14 protein-coding genes are annotated in these 18,041 nt (G+C 63.9%); 7 read left to right on the forward strand and 7 right to left on the reverse strand.

The features are described from left to right. Positions 1-8 precede the first annotated feature (8 nt). Positions 9-1,202, forward strand: coding sequence for an elongation factor Tu (gene tuf / locus V6R91_RS11730; protein ID WP_067247212.1), 1,194 nt, complete (start codon positions 9-11; stop codon positions 1,200-1,202). Between the two features lie 79 nt (positions 1,203-1,281). On the opposite strand, the gene V6R91_RS11735 is transcribed toward tuf, so the two are convergent. Both V6R91_RS11735 and V6R91_RS11740 read right to left on the reverse strand, forming a co-directional pair. Beyond that, on the reverse strand, positions 1,282-2,013 hold the full coding sequence (locus V6R91_RS11735) for an alpha/beta fold hydrolase (RefSeq protein WP_336395541.1): 732 nt from the start codon (positions 2,011-2,013) through the stop codon (positions 1,282-1,284). Beyond that, positions 2,010-2,555: a PadR family transcriptional regulator gene (locus V6R91_RS11740; RefSeq protein ID WP_336395542.1), complete on the reverse strand. Its 546-nt coding sequence runs from the start codon at positions 2,553-2,555 to the stop codon at positions 2,010-2,012. Before V6R91_RS11740 ends, V6R91_RS11735 begins: the two co-directional genes overlap by 4 nt. 112 nt (positions 2,556-2,667) lie before the next feature. Here V6R91_RS11740 and V6R91_RS11745 point away from each other — a divergent pair, with 112 nt between their 5' ends. Then, positions 2,668-3,183 (forward strand): VanZ family protein, encoded by a 516-nt coding sequence (locus V6R91_RS11745; RefSeq protein ID WP_336395543.1) that lies wholly within the window; start codon positions 2,668-2,670, stop codon positions 3,181-3,183. Between the two features lie 37 nt (positions 3,184-3,220). Here V6R91_RS11745 and V6R91_RS11750 read toward each other — a convergent pair whose 3' ends face one another. The 3 genes from V6R91_RS11750 to V6R91_RS11760 all read right to left on the reverse strand — a co-directional run bounded on the left by V6R91_RS11750 (position 3,221) and on the right by V6R91_RS11760 (position 5,717). Next, positions 3,221-3,748, reverse strand: a complete 528-nt coding sequence (locus V6R91_RS11750) for an acyltransferase (protein WP_336395544.1) — start codon at positions 3,746-3,748, stop codon at positions 3,221-3,223. Between the two features lie 116 nt (positions 3,749-3,864). Further along, positions 3,865-4,656 carry a hypothetical protein gene (locus tag V6R91_RS11755; protein ID WP_271062569.1) on the reverse strand — a complete coding sequence of 264 codons (792 nt, stop codon included), beginning with the start codon at positions 4,654-4,656 and terminating at the stop codon, positions 3,865-3,867. Continuing rightward, positions 4,653-5,717: a GSCFA domain-containing protein gene (locus V6R91_RS11760; RefSeq protein ID WP_336395545.1), complete on the reverse strand. Its 1,065-nt coding sequence runs from the start codon at positions 5,715-5,717 to the stop codon at positions 4,653-4,655. Before V6R91_RS11760 ends, V6R91_RS11755 begins: the two co-directional genes overlap by 4 nt. A 332-nt stretch (positions 5,718-6,049) precedes the next feature. On the opposite strand from V6R91_RS11760, the gene galE reads away from it, so the two are divergent. Continuing rightward, on the forward strand, positions 6,050-7,093 hold the full coding sequence (gene galE / locus V6R91_RS11765; RefSeq protein ID WP_336395546.1) for a UDP-glucose 4-epimerase GalE: 1,044 nt from the start codon (positions 6,050-6,052) through the stop codon (positions 7,091-7,093). A gap of 88 nt (positions 7,094-7,181) precedes the next feature. Here the strand turns inward: galE and V6R91_RS11770 are convergent, their stop codons facing one another. Further along, positions 7,182-8,234, reverse strand: a complete 1,053-nt coding sequence (locus tag V6R91_RS11770; RefSeq protein ID WP_336395547.1) for a polysaccharide pyruvyl transferase family protein — start codon at positions 8,232-8,234, stop codon at positions 7,182-7,184. Between the two features lie 158 nt (positions 8,235-8,392). On the opposite strand from V6R91_RS11770, the gene V6R91_RS11775 reads away from it, so the two are divergent. From V6R91_RS11775 to V6R91_RS11790, 4 genes are all read left to right on the forward strand, one after another. Then, positions 8,393-9,334, forward strand: a complete 942-nt coding sequence (locus V6R91_RS11775) for a hypothetical protein (RefSeq protein ID WP_336395548.1) — start codon at positions 8,393-8,395, stop codon at positions 9,332-9,334. A 37-nt stretch (positions 9,335-9,371) separates the two neighbouring features. Continuing rightward, positions 9,372-11,747 carry a glycosyltransferase gene (locus tag V6R91_RS11780; protein WP_336395549.1) on the forward strand — a complete coding sequence of 792 codons (2,376 nt, stop codon included), beginning with the start codon at positions 9,372-9,374 and terminating at the stop codon, positions 11,745-11,747. A gap of 71 nt (positions 11,748-11,818) precedes the next feature. After that, positions 11,819-14,215, forward strand: a complete 2,397-nt coding sequence (locus V6R91_RS11785) for a glycosyltransferase (RefSeq protein WP_336395550.1) — start codon at positions 11,819-11,821, stop codon at positions 14,213-14,215. Between the two features lie 202 nt (positions 14,216-14,417). Further along, on the forward strand, positions 14,418-15,611 hold the full coding sequence (locus V6R91_RS11790) for a class I SAM-dependent methyltransferase (RefSeq protein ID WP_336395551.1): 1,194 nt from the start codon (positions 14,418-14,420) through the stop codon (positions 15,609-15,611). A 59-nt stretch (positions 15,612-15,670) separates the two neighbouring features. Here the strand turns inward: V6R91_RS11790 and V6R91_RS11795 are convergent, their stop codons facing one another. Continuing rightward, positions 15,671-18,004, reverse strand: coding sequence for a glycosyltransferase (locus tag V6R91_RS11795; RefSeq protein WP_336395552.1), 2,334 nt, complete (start codon positions 18,002-18,004; stop codon positions 15,671-15,673). Between the last annotated feature and the right edge of the window lie 37 nt (positions 18,005-18,041).

An 18,041-nucleotide genomic window follows, 5' to 3' on the forward strand; every position in this document is an offset into this window, starting at 1 on the left:
AGGACCCAGTGGCTAAGGCCAAGTTCGAGCGGACCAAGCCGCACGTCAACATCGGAACGATCGGTCACGTTGACCACGGCAAGACCACGCTCACCGCGGCGATCTCCAAGGTGCTCGCCGACAAGTACCCGTCCGACGTCAACGTCGTCCGTGACTTCTCGTCGATCGACTCCGCTCCGGAGGAGCGTCAGCGCGGCATCACGATCAACATCTCGCACGTCGAGTACGAGACCCCGAAGCGTCACTACGCTCACGTGGACGCCCCGGGTCACGCCGACTACATCAAGAACATGATCACCGGTGCTGCTCAGATGGACGGCGCGATCCTCGTCGTCGCCGCCACCGACGGCATGATGGCGCAGACCAAGGAGCACATCCTCCTCGCCAAGCAGGTCGGCGTTCCCTACCTGCTCGTCGCGCTGAACAAGTCGGACATGGTCGACGACGAGGAGATCCTCGAGCTCGTCGAGATGGAGGTCCGCGAGCAGCTGTCGAAGAACGACTTCGACGGCGACAACGTGCCGGTCGTGCGCGTCTCGGGCCTCAAGGCTCTCGAGGGCGACGAGAAGTGGGTCAACTCCATCGTCGAGCTCATGGACGCCGTGGACGAGAACATCCCGGACCCGGTGCGTGACCGTGACAAGCCGTTCCTGATGCCGATCGAGGACGTCTTCACGATCACCGGCCGTGGCACCGTCGTCACCGGCCGCGCCGAGCGTGGCACCCTGGCCATCAACTCCGAGGTCGAGATCGTGGGTCTGCGCCCGACGCAGAAGACGACCGTCACCGGTATCGAGATGTTCCACAAGCAGCTCGACGAGGCCTGGGCCGGCGAGAACTGCGGTCTTCTCCTCCGCGGCACCAAGCGTGAGGACGTGGAGCGCGGCCAGGTCGTCGTGAAGCCGGGTTCGATCACCCCGCACACGGAGTTCGAGGGCACCGCCTACATCCTGAACAAGGACGAGGGCGGCCGCCACAACCCCTTCTACACGAACTACCGCCCGCAGTTCTACTTCCGCACCACGGACGTCACCGGCGTCATCTCGCTGCCCGAGGGCACCGAGATGGTCATGCCCGGCGACACCACGGACATGTCGGTCGAGCTCATCCAGCCGATCGCCATGGAGGAGGGCCTCGGCTTCGCGATCCGTGAGGGTGGCCGCACCGTCGGCGCCGGCACGGTGACCAAGGTCATCAAGTAAGTCCTCTGACTTACCGCCCGAAGGGGCCGGATCCTCGGATCCGGCCCCTTCGTCGTGTCTGCGGTCGGCCGGACGGCGCTCAGGGAAGCGGCAGCAGATCCGGATGCGAAGCGCGATCGTCGAGCCACGTTCGGAGGATCCTGTTGAACAACGCCGGGTCCTCGCCGTTCCACGCGTGGTGCATTCCGGGGGCGAGTCCGACCTGTGCGTCAGGGCGGGCGGCGCGGACCGCGCGCACGCTGTCGTGGAAGTAGCGGGACTCGCGTTCGCCCGCGACCGCCATGAGCGGAGCCGCGATCCGGCCGATGTCGGTGGGATGGCCCGGGGAGACCTCGCGCAGCTGTTCCCGGACCTTGTCTCGGGTGATCGGCGGGCTGGCGTCGAGGATCCGCGCGGCGTCCTCGTCCGGAAGACCGAACGCGCGGATCATGCCCGCCCAGAGGAATCGGCTGTTCCACAGCGCGAGCGGCAACGCGTTCGCCGCCCGCATGCTCCACGGGTAGGGGAGCACCGATGCGCCGGTCACGAAGACGCCGGCGACCCGGTTCGGGTGCCGGGCGGCGAGGTGCAGTGCGACGACGCCGCCCAGGGAGAGACCGACCACGTCCACCGGTCCCTGGCCTCGCCGCGTGAGGTCCTCCGCGAGGCGATCCGACACGTCGTCCAGACTGCCCCAGGGCTCGTCACGCCGCGACAGGTAGCCCGGCAGGTCCGGCGCGATCGGATCGCGGTCTGAGAAGGCCTGGAGCTGGTCCGCCCAGCTCCAGCCGCCGACGGTGCCGCCGTGCAGGAAGAGTACGGAGTGGCTCATGCGGATTCCGCTCCTTCGATTCCGTTTCGCAGGCGCTCGAGCCAGGCGAGATGCTCCTGGTGTTCTCGGATGCCCTGATCCAGCGTCATCGCCCGCAGCCAGGCGGCGCGGTCCGTGGCGGGATCGGCAGCGGGCGTCTGTGCGCGGATCCGTTCGAGCGCGTCCCGGGCCGCCGTCGTCTCCGCGACTCTTGCGGCGATGAGGCTCTGCAGTTCGGCGTCCCCGAGCTCCCCGGCGAAGAAGATCCGGGCGACGAAGGCGTCGCGCGTGGACTGCGGAGTGCCTGGCTGGGCGAGCCAGTCCCGGAGGCGGAGCCTGCCCTCATCGGTGAGGTGGTGCAGCACGCGGTCCGGCGCGTGTGTGCCCGCGATCACCTCCGTACGCGCGAGGCCGTCGTCCACGAGCCGGGCCAGCGTCCGATAGATCTGTGCCTTGTCCGCGTGCCAGAAGTACGCGGCGGAGGTCGCGAAGGCGCGCATGAGGTCGTATCCGGACATCGGCTGGATCGACAGGAACCCGAGGATGATGCGCGACAGCGTCATGGGGCCAGTGAACAGGTTGCTAGTCGATAAGTCAACTAGAACGATCGGGCGCAGGTTCCTCACGGGCAGGCCTCGATAGCATCGAGGCGATGTGCGGGGCGAGGGGGAGATCATGACTGGGGCGTATGTCGGTCCGCCGCCGCCGCGGAGCTTCGCGCGGCTGTGGGTGTCGAGCGTGCTGCTCGCCGTGTACACGGCGTTCGTGCTCGTCGTGACGATGTGGCCCGCCCCGGAGCAACTGGAGTTCGACGGGATCGCCACGCGCGTGCTGCGGATGCTGCACAACGTCGGTGTGCCGGAGTGGTTCGGCTACGACAAGCTCGAGTTCACCGCGAACGTCGGGATGTTCGTCCCGTTGGGCTTCCTCCTCGGGCTGGCGCTGCCACGGAAGGGGTGGTGGCTCGCCGTCTTCTTGCTTCCGGCGTTCTCCGCCGGAATCGAGGCGACTCAGGGGCTGGCGCTGGAGAATCGCGTCTCCACGATCCTCGACGTCCTCGCGAACACGACGGGCGGGTACATCGGGCTCCTGGTCGCCATGATCCTCCGCGCCATGATCCATGCGCGTGATCGGACGATGATCGAGCGTGAGCTGTGGGAGCGCCGCGTGGCGACCGCGGAGCCACGGTAGTAGGCGCGCAATGGTGGCCTGCCGGGTAATCGAGAGTTCAGAGCGAGCGCCCGAGGAACCGGGAAAGTAGGCGCCTCGTGGGTTGCTGATGAGAGGGTTCCTCGGCGATCGGGTGATGATCCAGTGACCGGATGACACGGGCGGGCACGCCGCCCACCATGGTGTTCGGAGGAACGTCGGCGGTGACGACGGCGCCGGCCGCCACGATAGCGCCCGCGCCGATCGTGACGCCGCCGAGAACCGTCACGGCGGCCCCGATCCAGACGCCATCTCCGATCGTGATCGAGTCGAATCGTCCTGGGCCCGCCCTGCGTGAGGACGAACCAATCTCATGAGTATCCGTGATGAGACGCACGAATGGACCGATGTTGACGCGGTCGCCGATCGTCGTGTTGGGGCGAATATAGGCATCACGGTTGATGTAAACGCCGACGCCGATTTCGATCGGGCCGAGCAATTCGCCGCCGCGCAGGATCTTTGTTCGCGCACCTATGCGGACAGGGGCCGCCTCCGAGATCCGCACGGACGAAGCGATGGCACAATCGCTGGCGATCTCGGCAGGCACAAAACCACTATACCGGTAGTCCAGTGGTTTCCGTGGCGGGCCCGGCGATGGGAGCGGATGGGAATGCAGCGACCACCACGTCCAACCAGTCAGCATCGACCAAGGGGAGAACTCGATCAGAGAGAGAAGGTGGTGGCCGCCCGCGACATCTCTTCGAGAATCGGTGGCAAATAGCTCATGGCCCACTCGGGATTGGCGTGATGCTTGTCTGGCACTCCGGATGCCGTCACATCGAGGCTACGCAATTCCGGAGCGAGGAAGCCGTCTGTACCAACAGTCTCTTCCGGTACGTGGACGACGGGAATCGACAGCGATTCCAGGTACGTGTTCCACTCCGCCCGATTAAGGTCGTCGATCCATCGAGCCACTCGGCGATCGTCCTCATGGCGCAGGACAGTGGCATCGCCGCGCAAACGAGGCACCTCGGCGGCGACGATTGGCACGCCGGCTGCAGCGAGACGGGCGTAAAACGCGCGTATCGGACCCTGATCAGCCAGGATCGTCTTGCGGAGTGCGGCCTCGGTGAGCGGAGTGCGTTCTCCTATGCGTCCAAGGGCAGAAGGCGCATATGTGCGCCACATCGGGTTCTGGAACAGCCGATGAGTGTTCACGATGTTGACGAACGCCCAGACGACCGACGGGTCGAAGCGATCTGTCCCGATCGCGCGGCGCATCGCACGCGCCGGATCACCGGTGAGGTGGACGTGTCCCTTGGAGACCGTGCTGAAGTCCGAGAGCTCGAACCTTGCAGAGCGAAGAGTGAAGACGCGCACGTGATCGTCGCCAACGATCCAAGTGTCCGTCTCCGACGAGGTTTGGTAACGCGTGGGATCCTTGCGCGCAAGTCGTTCCATCCCGGCGCGCAACGCGAGGGCGTGCGACGTGCTCACGACCATCAGCTTCGTCATCGTCCGAACTTCTCCAGAACCAACTCATCGCAGACGGTGTCATCATCGGGCGGGGCGATGTCCGAGACCGCCTCAGGCGCCTCGAGCGCTGCGAGCGGTGCGGCGCCCTCATCGCCATGCGCGCGAAAGAACGTGTCCATGACCTGCGCAACTCCGGCGCCGGAAACGGTCCGCAAGTTCGGTTCGAAAGCCAACGCCCTCATCGGATGGGATGACACGAGCTCGTATGACGGGAAATAGTCGACGAAGTCGTACTTCTCGTAGAGCTCGCCGCAGACCGCCCGAAGGATCGACTTCGACTCGTAGGTGGCCGGGAGCACGTGGTTTCCCGATGCAGTCGCCACCAGCGGCACCGGTGAGACCGTGAGGAGGAAGCGCATCTCCGGATTGATAGACCGCGCAAGGGAGATGAACTCCTCGAAGTCCGAGAGCACATCCGAGAACCGGAAGTTCACGAACCGGTGGGACTCGGGGTCGAATGTTCCGTGATGGGTGCCGGGGCAGGTCGGATAGATCGCACCATCATGCAAGTTCTCCCAAGCTTCCGTGAGGCCGAACGTAAACACAAACAGATCGGCCCTCCGAAGAAGGCTGTTCACAGCATCGAAGTGTGCGGCCTGATGCAGGCGCATCTCGCTAAGGTCGGCATATCCATCTGGCTCGATTGTGGGGCGAAACGGGTCGTAGATGCGGCCGTTCTCGCTCCAGACCGAGTCCAACGGGGAGAAATCCCCCTGCGCTCGCGCGAAGGTCTGCACCAGCTGTCGCGCCGAATAGATGTTCCCATATCGGGCGGAGTAGATGTCATACCCGAACTTCTGCCGTTCTGTTTCCGGTAGCAGCGGGGGCGCGGGCTCCGCATCGAGATAGTTGTACCCGCGGACCTTGAACTGCTTACCGATGTGTTGAGCGAAGCAGCTACCCGCCGCAGCGATGACGTCGTCTTTGGAGATCGGGAATCGCGGAAGGTAGACCTCCTCGAGTTCCATCGCGTTTCGCTCCGAGACGGCCTGCTTCCAGAACGCACGAGAGGGAAGGCCGACATAGGGGTGCTGGCTCACGCGGGTAGCATACTGGACTACTGGTACTCCGGCGGCATAGATGCCTGCCAGGCGCGGGGCGTCGGGTTGGTCATGGGCCGACTCGCGCAGCATCCGCGGATACGCCGAGCTGAAAGAGCCGCAAAATCAGGGAAGGCTACGGCTTTGCCGGTCGCATCCATCTCGATGCGGACATGCACGGCATCCTTAAGGGTCGCGGCGTCGACGATGGCTCCGAGCTCTCCGCTGGTCGTTGACTTCCTCGGGGCTTCACGGCTTGCGTGGCTCGGTCGAGGCGGATCGTCCCACTGGCCTTCCGACGACGAAGAGCGTGCGGCTGTTACCATCGTGGAGTGAGAGTACTTCTGGTGGGCGGGGCCGGCTACATTGGCATTCACACGGCTATTGCGCTTTCCGAGGCGGGGCATGAGGCGTTGATTTTCGATAATCTCGCGAATTCAAGCCTTGAGGCGGTCGCAAGACTTCGGCAGATCGTCGGAAAAGAGATTCCCACCCGTATCGGCGACGCATGTCACGCAGAGAGTCTTAAGTCATTTGTCCGCGAGAATTCGCCGATTGATGCCGTGATTCACTTTGCGGGGCTCAAGTCGGTGGCTGAGTCGGTCATTGATCCGTTGGAATACTATAGAGTCAATATCGGTTCGGCTTTGGCCGTCCTCGAGACGATGGAGAGCGAAGGCATCGCGACCATAGTGTTTTCAAGCTCAGCCACCGTCTACGGGTATTCGGAAGCACTGCCGTTGCGGGAGACGACCCCTACCGGCCTCGATCTCGCCAATCCGTATGGCAAGACGAAGCGAATGATCGAGGAGATCATCACGGACGCAGCTGCCGCGGATCCTCGGCTTCGGGCGGTGAACCTTCGATACTTCAATCCCGTCGGAGCACATTCATCAGGGCTCGTTGGGGAAGATCCTGCAGGGACGCCCAACAACCTCATGCCATACATTGCGCGCGTCGCGGTGGGAGCGCTAGACCGCGTCGGGATCTTCGGGAATGACTATGACACACCCGACGGGACGGGCCTGCGTGATTACATCCATGTGATGGATCTGGCGGAGGGGCACGTAGCTGCGCTCGTGCACGCAGCGCCGGGTTGCGATACATACAATCTTGGAACGGGGCGGCCGGTGAGTGTTCTCGAGCTCATCGATGCATTCGGGCGAGCTTGCGGGAGGCGGATCCGGACCGAGATCATGCCGAGGCGTGCAGGAGATGTCGCAGTCAGCTATTGCGACCCGGCGAAGGCCAACAAAGAACTCGACTGGCGCGCGACTCGAACAATTGACGAAGCATGCCGAGACTCGTGGCGTTGGCAGTCACGGAATCCGAACGGCTACTCGGCTGTCGACGCGTTGTCCGGAAGCCCGTCCTGAACTCGGATCCCTCTGCTCGGATATGACAGGATCGCTCTCACGCGGCGCTGGTCGGAGATCCGGGCTTGCAACGACCCTATAGATCCCGTCAGGCGACCGCGTCCATTGCCGTGCGGATCTCGGCTGTGAGGCGGGCTACATCTGCTCGCGCGCCGTCGATCGCAGGAGCGAGTCCGGCCACATGCGACTCGAACCTCGCCGCGAACTCGGGGAGCTCGTCGTATCGGCCCACGAGTGCGCCAAGACCCACTGCGACGAGCAACCTGGCGATTTTCTCGGGATTGCTGCCGGACCCCACTGGATACGCCCCCTCGGTAGCGGCGATGATCAACCCGTGGGCGCGATCGCTGATCACGGCCAGCGCGCGCTGATAGACAGCACGCGCATGCGCATCGAGATCGTCGTGACGCATGCTAGGCGGCATCAAGTACTCGCCACCGAGCTCTTCCGCTAGGCGTACGGCACGAGGGGCGTCTCGAGCCACTTGCGCCAACGTGACGATTCGCGTCGCCGTTGACGCTGCGAACGCGCGTACCGCGGCTAGCCACGCTTCGCCCGGCCAGGGGCGGTCGAACCGCAGAGTGATCGCGAGAAGTGTCCGTTCCGTTGCGGGTGCCCATCCATCGACTGGGGTGCCCAGCGCATAGGCCCAATCGGGAGCAAACTCGCCGAATCCTGCTGCGTCTCGCGAACCTTGGTCCCGCCAGGAGAACACTGATGCGTTATGGAACGAGGAATCGAAGGTCACCCTCGCGGCATTATCCACGCTCTTCACGCCGATCCCCGCGACGACGAGAGCGCCGCCTGAAGCCAGTATTCGTCGACATTCTGCTGCGCGACGCGGATTGGGAAAGACGTCGCCTGGGCGAGGGTTGAATTCGCCTGCGTTAAACGCGTGCACGGGCCTGGTCGCGGCCCGCTCTGCACGCATCCACTGCGCGCGATTCTCGTAGAATGTGACGTCGGACGAAAGCGTAAACGCCGACCTATAGTCGGTTGAAGCCGGCCCGAGAAAGACATGAACGTGTCGACCGAGGCCTCGGAGAGCCTCCAGATACGCGACGCGCAACACGGAGTCGCCGAGGTTGTCGTCTTGTCCGCTCAGTTGAGCGAACACGTGCTGTACGGAGTTCTTGGCCACCACACCTAGTATAATATGGGTACGTGATGCTCAAGTTCGTTGCCGTGCGCCCGCGCCGACACAGTCGACCCCGGGCCGCGGGCGCTACGACGACGAGGGGCGAGGCCGCGGTCCGAGTGCAGGTGTCGTCTCGAGCTCCATCTCATCGCTCACAGTTCGTGGACCAGCTTCAAGGTGATGATTCTGGCGGCCGTGCGCCCCGCGACATCGACTTCACGTTCAGTGAGAACCTCGCGGACTTGCATGACACCGACGTCGTCCTTCTCACCGCCGTGACCCCAGTCATCGGTGATCGGCGCGACCCGGAACAGCTCCAGGTCCGAAACGCGAGTCGGTTCGTGAGATCGCTGCGGCGGCACAACGTCGCCCTCGTCCGGGCGTTATACGCGGAACCGGCGCATAGCGTGCAGAACCCGACTCGGGCGGAAGAGATCCTGAACAGAGCCACGACGTCGTTCATCGCAATGGATCCGTTCATGGCGGTACCCGATCCACGGGCTGTGACCGTGATTGAGCACAGCCATTTCCGTGAGAGGTTCCTGGGTCATCCGCTGGCACAGGTAGTGCCGGGGCGGCTTGTCTTCCTGTCGATGGGGGGCGTCGATCCCTCGTATGAAGCGCCGCTGAAAGTATTCGGCATTGCCGACCTCCCTGGTTGTACGCTTCATGTCGTCGGCAAGGTTCCACGTGCGCTCACCGCGTCATTCGAACGAACTCTGACGCGGCACTCGACCAGGGTCTCGTTGATCGATGGCGACCTCTCCGACAGCGCCCGCCTGATGGAGCTGACTCAGGCCGAGATCGTGGTCGTGGCCGCACCGGACACCTACGAGTCGATGAGGGTCATCCTTCTTGCTCTTTCGCTCGATCGACCCGTGCTTGTGGAGGAGACGCCCTTGACAAGGGCCATCGCCGACGAAGTGGGTGGCGGCTGGGTGCGCCTTCATGACGGTCGTCTCACCGCGGAAGGACTCGAACTCGCCCTTCAGCAAATCCGGTCGGCCCCTCCAGTGGGCCGTCCCAAACTCGATGCACGGAATCCGAACACCATCGCGGCCCAGTACGTATCAGTTCTGAAGGCCGCCGCGGCATCGCGCTGAGCCGGTCTCGACCACGACCACTACTTTCGGAAGCTCAATGACCACGACGCCGCTCGTATCCATCGTCGTTCCTATCGTTCACGACACCGGGGAGATCAACGCCACGCTGCGCTCCTGCACCTCCCAATCGCTCGCTGACATCGAGGTCATCTGCGTGACGGTCGCACACCGATCAACGGCCGACCTCGAAGCGTTCGCAGCGTCGGATCCTCGGGTGCGAGTCGTCCACGTCGCTGACGAGACGGCCGAGCCGGAGGCTCAGCGCCGCGGAATCACCGAGGCGCAGGCGGCTTACAGCCTCATCGTGGCGCCCGGTGACGAACTGGACAAGAACGCCTCTGCGACATGTTTGCAACATGCGCAGGAAGTGAACGCCGACATCGTAGAGTTCGGCACAGTGGAGATACGGGCGATAGGGGGTAGCCAGAGCGCAGGACGTCCACTGAGCCCTCGAAAGAGGGTAATGCGGTCCGAAGACATCGTGCGGACGTTGTTTCCCGAAGACGTTTCGGTCGACAAGCACATGTGGCGGTTTATGTTCCGCACCGATTTCCTCCGCGCGCTGTATTCCGGCATCGGAGCGAGCATCGTCCCGAATCTAAGGGACGATGCTCCGGTCGTCTTCTTGGCCTGTGCGACCGCTGAAGTGTACACTGCGGTAAAGGGCGTCGCCTATCGCCGTATCCTTAATCAGGACAAGACTCGGGATTCCGTCGACCCTATCGAGAAGTTCCGTCACGCACTTCAGACGATCGACTCACTTAATCGCATCGCCCCCGCCGTCAAGATGCAGGCGCGGACAAGTGCAAATCCGGAACCGATCACTGACGGGTTCGAGTTCATCTCGTACGCAGCGATCGGCAACGCCCTGGAGATCCTTCAAAGGGTGCCGGACGAGGCTCACGCTGAGTTGGAAGCGGAGCTGCGGCTGTTCGCGACCGAGCTCGACATCGTCGTATCCGCCGCGACGGTCGCGCCTGAAGTGCTTGAGCGTATGGCCCAGCGCGCGGAACGCATCGAGCTGGGGCACAAGCCAGTACGGAATGTCCTCCTCACGACGAACATATTGACGACAGGGGGTGTGTCCGGCGTCCTTCGTTCGCAAGCAAGGATGTTGCTGGACGCCGGTTACAACGTAACGATCGTCACGCACCGGGATGGGACCGACCCGGCGCTCGTGCCCGCGGGGGCCACTTTGATCCAGCTCCGGGGCTCGTCCGTGAGCGCGCGGTTGCTACAGTGGGCGGAGATCTGCCGGCGGGCTGAGATCGACGTCGTTGTCGATCACAGGACGTTGTATTCGAGAGATTGGCCGGGCTTCGCTCTCGCCGCGCACGCATGCCAAGTCCCGACCATCGGGTGGATCCATAGTTTCGCGCTTCGACCGACATACAACTCTAATGAGTTGCATACCCTGCTCCAGAAGAATCTGAGCGCGCTTGCGCAGCTGGTAGTACTGTCCCCGCTGGACGTGGCATTTTGGAAGCTGCGCGGGATCAAACACACGGTGTACCTGCCGAATCCGCCTTCGCCTCTTCTGTTGGGGTCGCGGGGCGCCGTCGAACCGAAGCTCGCGCCGCGAGACCGCCCGATGCGAATCATCTGGTGGGGGCGGCTGGAGGAGCGGACGAAGAGGGTCACTCAACTCCTGGACATCGCGGTGGCGCTCAAGCGACTCGGTGCGAACTTCCAGATGCAAGTCATCGGGCCGGACGGTGATGTCAAGGCGGCCCGTCTGGCTCAACTCGTTGCGAACCGCGGGCTGGAGGGGCTAGTCGACATCGCTGGACCGAAGCACGGGAAAGACCTGCTCGATGCGATTGATGCCTCGGACATCTTCGTCAACACGAGCATGATCGAGGGCTATCCGCTCGCGCTAGCGGAGGCGCAGTCACGAGGTCTACCGATTGTGATGTACGACCTGCCGTGGTTGGCCCTCGTGCAGGACAATCCGGCAGTGATTGCGGTCCCGCAGGGCGACGCGCACGGCCTTGCTAACGCGGTGCTGGATCTTGCGGCTGCGCCCGACCGGTATGAAGATCTGTCGCGTGCTTCGATCGAGGCGTCGAGGCGCGCGGCGTCCTATGACTTCACGCATTTGTACAGTGAGCTCCTCACTGGATCTCTTCCTCCGGAATTCTCTCCCGATCCCGACCTCAAGGATGGTCAAGAGCTGCTTAATCTCTTGATCTTCTACGCGGAGAACAGTGCGGGTTCGAAGGACGCGGGGCCGGCACCGAAGCCCCGCGGTCGAAAGAGCCCGCAAGCAAGCGCTCGAGCGCTGGCGCAGGCTCCGTCATGGGGCACGCGAGTTGAACGGAAGCTGGAGCCGGCGGGACGTTACGTGATCGATCGAGTTCCTTGGCTGCGCCCGCTCGCTCGTCGCGTGAAGAAAAATCTCCTGTTGCATTAGACCGTTCAGCATATTCAAGTCAGATCGTATTCATGAAAACACAGCCGCAGAGGACCGAGAGCAGAGATTCAATGGAAACAGCGCCGCTCGTGTCGATCGTGGTGCCGGCGTTCAATGATGCAGATTTGATCGCGAGCGCCCTAGACAGCTGCTTACGGCAGACGCTGTCCGAGATCGAGATCATCGTGGTCGACGATGCGTCGGAGGACGACACCGCCGAGGTCGCGGAAAGGTACGCTCAGAGCGACTCTCGGATCGTCGTGATTCGTCAGGAGGAGAATCGGTCAGCGTTCCAAGCGCGGCGTGCGGGCATCCTCGCGGCCCGTGCGGAGTACATCCTGTTCCTTGACGGGGACGATGAGCTTGCCGACGATGCCGCCGAACGAGCACTGGCGAAGGCCACGGCGACTGGCGTCGACCTTGTCCAGTTCGGTGTCGACGTCGTGGGTCGTGACGGCCGAACGGGCGGGAAGTTCGAAGCGGGCCTGCAACCCCGAAACGGTCCGCTGTCGGGATCGGACGTGCTTCGTCAGCTTTTCCCGGTGGGGAAACCCGCGCAGGGCACACTGTGGCGGTACCTTTTCCGCACGAAGCTTCTCGTTGAGGCTTACGAACTCGTTCCAGAAGGTCTCGTACTTCCGCGAGCTAACGACCTGCCGATTGCCTTCCTTGCGGCAGCAATCGCTACCAGTTATGACTCGATTCCGGATCGTCTCTATCGATACAATTTTGGTCTCGGACGTAGCGGACAGAAAGTTCGTGATCTCGAATGGGTCAAGTTTTACTCTAGCGCAATTCAATCCATCGACAGTATCGAGCCTGCCGTTCGTGAGCTGTCGAGCAAGGGCGACGATTCCGACCTCATTCTGTCGGCTTATGCGTCTGCTCGAATGTCGATCATCGGCTACACGACGTATTATCTCGCGGAGCACACTGGCGAAGATCTCAAGAGGGCGGCGTTCGAGCATCTCTACACCTGCGCTTCGCCGTATGAGATCGTTCAAGCAACCGCTTCTTTCCGGCCCGAGGCCGTCCTCACACTCGCCAGGTACGCCGACCTGATAGCCCTGGACAGGCGGCCCGTGACGCGGATCCTCCTGACAACGAACATCGTCGATGGCGGTCACGCCTCGAGTGCGTTGCTGTCGCAAGCTCGATGGCTTTTGAGCGCGGGGTTTCAAGTGACGATTGCTGCTCGGCGACGAGTGGTTGATAAATGGATCGTCCCCGGGGGCGCCGACTTCGCGGAAATCACCGGGCGTTCGCTGGCAGATCAGCTCGCGGAACGCGTTCTTCTATGTCGAACGCAGGGGGTGGATCTTGTCATCGATCGCCAATGGTCGCAATCCAAGCATGCTCCGGCGTTCGCCCTGGCAGCGCGCGTCGCCGGGGTTCCCTCGATCGGATGGACGGACGGTTTCGCGCTACGGTCCCTTCTCCTCGGGCGCAACGACCTCGAGCATCAGAGAGAGTACGTTCACGCTCTGGAGCATCTCATCGTCCCCTCTCGCTTGGATGTCGCCTACTGGAAACTGCGGGGCATGCCTCGCGTGTCCTACCTGCCCGTGCCGCCGTCTCCTCTTTTGCGGGAGCTCGAAGCGACGGGTCGGGCGAAAACGCCTCCTACGGGGCGAGCGCTTGAGCTGATGTGGTGCGGTCGTCTCGAGCGGCCGAAGAATCGAGTGCCCGGCGTGCTTGCGATCGCATCAGAGCTGGAACGACGCGGCGTGGATTTCCGAATCCGCGTCTTGGATCCGGATGGCGGAGCCGTGAGCGCCGAGAAGCTGAAGGTGTTCACGCGAGGGTCCGCGGTCGGCGCACGAATTGGTGTGACCGGATCGGTCGCCGGCGAGAGCCTGATAGCGGCGATTGATTCGTGTGACGTGTTCTTGTGCACCGACATCGCCGATGGGTATCCGGGCCCGATGATCGCAGCACAAGCGCGAGGCCTGCCCGTTGTGATGTACCGGAGTCCGTGGCTGGCGCTTGCAGAGGGGAACGGAGGAGTCGTTTCCGCAGCCCACGACGATGTCACTGGCATCGCGGCGCGTATCGCGGAGGTTGCCGCTGACCCGGTCCTCTATGCAACGCTGTCCTCGGGATCGCGCGAGATTGCGAAGAGGGAGCTGTCATATGACTTCACTGTTCTATACCGGCAGATGGCGACAAGTTCGCTCCCGGGCGAGTTCTCTCCGGCGCCCACGGTCGATGACGCACGAGAACTCATTGATCTGTCGATCCTGTTCACCGAGCACCTGTCCGCATCGCGGCGCCGGACCGCACAGAAGGGCGGCACCGTACGGAAGGCACACGGTCCGGGGTCTGCCGTCGGCGCGAAGAACCAGGGACCTCCTCCTGCCGCGAGGTTCGTCACAGGAGTGACGCCTGCGGCGCGCGCAGTCCTTCGTGTGGCACCGTGGCTTCGTGGCCCTGCACGCCGTGTGAAGCATTTTCTCCTTCGGAGATAGCACGCCGGACAAGATCTGTGCGGCGGCGGGTGATTTCACGCGATGACTGGTTTCGGGTGCACGCGGGATGCCTCGTGAGGTGGTGGCCAGAGAACCGCCGTCCGTGGTTTGCGCTATGCTCCGATGGACACAGATACGCGCGTTCCCTTGCTGGGCTGTCGATGTTTATGGTCGAACGTACGTATGTGACGGAAGGAACAGGATGTCCTCCCTGACGTTTCGCGATTTCGCGGTGATGGCGATTCTGATGCTCGGAGCGGCCGCCACTGTCACGCTGGCGCTTCTTGGGAAGCCGGACTGGGGCATCGCGGTCGTCGGCGTTCTGGTCGTGATCGTTGGAGTGATCCTCCGAGTTCAATTCGCGAGCCGGCGAGCGACGGCTCAGGGTGCGGCGAGATTGCTTCTCGAGGTCGAGCAAGTTCGCGAAGGCTTGACCAGCCTGAAGTCCGCTTCTGTGGGGACGGAGCGAATGGTCGCTCGCCTTGGTCTTCGCATGGAGGATGTGCAAAAGCAGTTGGCGGACACGCAGTCGGTAGTCGCCAGGGGAGAAGCGGAGCTCGCCGCGATCCGCCAGGACGTCGCCAACATCGACGCCGGTGTGCTGGAGCTGGGCGTGGCGGGTTCTGAATCGAGATCGGAGTCGAAGCAGTCAGCGGCAACGACGCGACGCCTCTTGCTGCGTGAGCTCGAGCCTGTGAACCAGACGCTGGAGCGGATCCATGTCGGCGTGGCTGGAGTCGCCCGAAACGAACGTCAGCTCGTGCCAGAACTGATGACGGATATGCAAGCGTTGATGCAGCTGATGTCGCGCTACAACCCCACAGCGCCACTGCCGCTGGTCGCTGGGTGGGCTCTGAGTCCCGCCGGACTGTTGTGGCTCGTCGATGCGATAGAACGACGTGATGCGGAGCTGGTGGTCGAGTGCGGGAGCGGGACATCGACTCTCTGGATGGCACACGCCATGCGGAGCAAGGGCGCCGGAAGAGTCATCGCGTTTGAGCACTTGGCTGAGTATGCGGAGAAGACTCGCGCCATGTTGGACGATCATGGTTTGTCGGCATGGGCTGAGGTTCGAGTGAGTCCGCTCGTGGATGTCGAGACACCGCGGGGCGTCTTTCGCTGGTACGACATTGATACGAGTTCGATCGGTGGTCCTATCGACGTACTGTTCGTGGACGGCCCTCCTGGTGTCATCGGCAAGTATGCGCGTTACCCTGCGTTGTCGCGGTTCGCGACCGTCCTCACCGACGACACCGTCATCGTCGTCGATGACGCCGATCGACCGGACGAACGCGAAGTACTCCGTTTCTGGGCCGAAGAGTCGCCTGATCTCGTCGAGATCGCGTCTCCTGCGCGAGGAGTTCGGGTACTCGCAAACCGCGCAAACGGGTCGTGAACGAGGCGTCTCACAATATGTTCTTCCCTCGCTGACATGTGCTCAGAGGACGCCGCGGCTCAGCGCAGACCGAACCAGCGCTTTGCCCGGATTGCGAAAGGGCGCAGACGCGGAAAGCGCCGAAGGGCCGAGCGAACGAGTGGTGCGCCCCATCGCACTAATCCCCTCAGGAACAGCGGGCCGTCGGCCGTCGTTCGGATGCGCTCATCGGCGCGCTCTGCGAAGAAGACCATCAAACCGAGCAATTGCCGGGCGTCGTCGAGCGTGGGCTGCGGTGAGAACTCCGACGGGAGCGCGCCGGTGACGACGTCACGGTACAGCTGGGGGAAGTCGTGGGCGCGCGCCCGCGCCGCGGCCTCCAGCGACGCCCGTGACAGAGCGGCGTAGCGCTCGGGATCCGCGAGGGTGTCGGCGAGTCGGCTCGCGAGCCCGCGCGCATCCCCCTGCGGCACCGCGACGACGCCGTCGTTTCCCTGCACGAGGGTGAGCCAGGGTAGCTCGTACATGAACACGGGCAGCCCGCGTGACTGCGCCTCGGCGATCGTGAGCTGATATCCCTCGATGACGCTCGTCGAGACGAAGGCGTCCGCCCTGTCGATCGCGGCGATCAGTGCCTCTCCCCGCAGTGGTCCGACCGCGCGGACGGCGTCACCGATGCCCCGGCGACGGGCGAGCGCGTTGAGTTTCTTGGCCGTGACGTCGTCCCAGTCGGGGCCGATGATCCTCATTCGGAACGGTACCCCGAGGGCGCGCAACTGCGCGCCGACAGCGACGAGCTCGCGCACCTGCTTCGTTCGCTGCTCCAACCGGCCCCACCAGACCAGCTCGAGTCGTTCGGTCGGGGCGGACCTCTCGCGGGCGTCCGTCGCCGATTCGAGCAGCAAGGGCGATGGGGGATTGGGGAGGTACGCGACGTGCTCGATTCCGCGAAGTCGGAAGTAGGCCACGTCGAGCGGAGAGAGTGTGATGAGTTGCGCAAGCGTCGGGCTGCACCGCTCGATGAGCGTCAGCCGCTCGTTGCCGTCGTACACCGGCCGTGCGACGAAGTTGTGCAGCCAGCCGATCGTGGCCGCGCCCTCCGCCCGTGCCATGAGCGCGAACTCCGGCCAGGCATCGGAGTACAGCACCTGATGGTCGATGACGAGATCGATCTCGTGCGTCCGGCAGATCTCCGCCCACTGCGTCAGCTGTGCGGGGAGCTGACGCGAGGCCAGCTCGATGAACGGGACGCCTGCGGGCAGCACGCTCGTATCGTTCCCGCCGTTTCGTGCGACGACGGTGACGCGGTAGCCCGCTTCGCGCAGGTAGCGCGCCTGCGAGGCGAGCACCGCGGAGACACCGCCGGTGCGCAGCGTCGAGGTGACGAGCAGGATGCTGCGTACCCCGCTTTCCGGCAGGCCCTGCCACGTCGCGTGATATTTGAGAGCCCTGAGCGTCGCCGGGTAGAAGTGTGCCGCCGCATGCACGATGTCATGGTCGGTCGCGACCGTGTGCAGGTGCGTGAGCGCGCTGTCGAGCATGGCCTCGTCGCTGTGCTCGACGAGCTGGTAGCAGACGTAGCCGATGATCGACAGGCGCACTGATGTGTACGTCGCGCGCAGGAGATCCGGGTCGTGATGGTTCTCCGCGAGCGCCTCGACGGCCGGACCGATCGCGTCGACCGAGGTGATCGCCCCCGTGTAGAACCGTGCCCGCTCGACGCTGTCGACGCGATGCCCGCTGCCACCCCGGCCGAAGTGATACCGATACAGCTTGTCCGGCACCGCCGTGTAGCTCGTCGCTTGCGATGCGGCGAGGAAGAGCAGCGGGAGATCGTTGATGCGCGCCAGCACGAGGTCGTCCGGCAGCAGGGCGTAAGCCTCACGCAGCACGCTCGTGCGGAAGAGGAACCGCCACAGTTGGCCCTGCGCGGGCCTGCCGACCGGGAAGAGCGCGCGCAGTACGTCGTCGCCGGCGAGGGCGAGCTGCGGCGGCTGCAGCCGGGCTTCGTAGGGGCTCCCGGTACGGCCGTCGCGCTCGACCACGGTCACGCCGAACCCGACGATGTCGACGCCCGTTTCCCGAGCCCGGGCGATCGCGGTGGCTGCGGCATTCGACTCCAGCTCGTCGTCGCCGTCGAGGAAGAGAACGTGATCAGCGCGCGCGGCCAGGATGCCGGTGCGCCTCGCCTGGAACGCGGAGAGGTTGCGGTCATGGTGCAGGACGCGAACCCGCGGATCACGTTGCCGGAACCGTTCGAGAATCGTCGTCGTGCCGTCCGTCGACGCATCGTCGACGCAGACGATCTCGATGTCGGGGACCGTCTGGGAGAGAGCACTGTCGATGGCTGTCGCCACGGTCGCCTCGTCGTTCGAGACGGGGATGACGATGGTGAGCAGAGGGCGCGGGGTCATCGGAGCCGAGTCTATCCGCGGGCTGGATAACCTAAGG

It is taken from the genome of Microbacterium sp. CCNWLW41, from assembly GCF_037083505.1.

Excerpts from the sequence above, each read along its gene's own strand:
- V6R91_RS11735 (WP_336395541.1), bottom strand. The coding sequence starts at position 2,013 with ATGAGCCACTCCGTACTCTTCCTGCACGGCGGCACCGTCGGCGGCTGG.
- V6R91_RS11740 (WP_336395542.1), bottom strand. The coding sequence starts at position 2,555 with ATGACGCTGTCGCGCATCATCCTCGGGTTCCTGTCGATCCAGCCGATG.
- V6R91_RS11745 (WP_336395543.1), top strand. The coding sequence starts at position 2,668 with ATGACTGGGGCGTATGTCGGTCCGCCGCCGCCGCGGAGCTTCGCGCGG.
- V6R91_RS11755 (WP_271062569.1), bottom strand. The coding sequence starts at position 4,656 with ATGACGAAGCTGATGGTCGTGAGCACGTCGCACGCCCTCGCGTTGCGC.
- V6R91_RS11780 (WP_336395549.1), top strand. The coding sequence starts at position 9,372 with ATGACCACGACGCCGCTCGTATCCATCGTCGTTCCTATCGTTCACGAC.
- V6R91_RS11785 (WP_336395550.1), top strand. The coding sequence starts at position 11,819 with ATGGAAACAGCGCCGCTCGTGTCGATCGTGGTGCCGGCGTTCAATGAT.
- V6R91_RS11790 (WP_336395551.1), top strand. The coding sequence starts at position 14,418 with ATGTCCTCCCTGACGTTTCGCGATTTCGCGGTGATGGCGATTCTGATG.
- V6R91_RS11795 (WP_336395552.1), bottom strand. The coding sequence starts at position 18,004 with ATGACCCCGCGCCCTCTGCTCACCATCGTCATCCCCGTCTCGAACGAC.